Source organism: Psychrobacter sp. CAL346-MNA-CIBAN-0220, assembly GCF_040309805.1.
Classification (GTDB): domain Bacteria; phylum Pseudomonadota; class Gammaproteobacteria; order Pseudomonadales; family Moraxellaceae; genus Psychrobacter.
In genome coordinates this window covers 1-258 of the sequence record NZ_JBEOPF010000453.1, presented here as the reverse complement: position 1 = coordinate 258, position 258 = coordinate 1, and the positions used below count along the sequence as shown (strand labels likewise).

General features: G+C 37.2%; 1 protein-coding gene. It reads left to right on the top strand.

Annotation, left to right across the window (positions count from 1 at the left end; translation table 11 throughout):
• Positions 1–258: endolytic transglycosylase MltG (locus AAEY88_RS14340; RefSeq protein ID WP_350563468.1), on the top strand; the 258-nt coding region annotated here is incomplete at both ends.

The window sequence follows — 258 nt, the reverse complement described above, 5'->3', positions numbered from 1 at the left end:
ACTAAGTGCTATTAAAAAAGCCGATAATTTACAAAACGATTTAAAAAGTGATGAGCTAAGTACACAAATACTGGACAATAATACGCACTTAGAAGGCTGGTTATTTCCCGACACTTACCATTATCATAATAACGATACTGCAAGTAGTGTATTAAAACGTGCAGCGCAAAAAATGCAGCAAACGTTAGACGATGCATGGCAGCAACGCGCTGTTAATCTACCTTACAAAACAGCATACGAAGCACTTATAATGGCTTC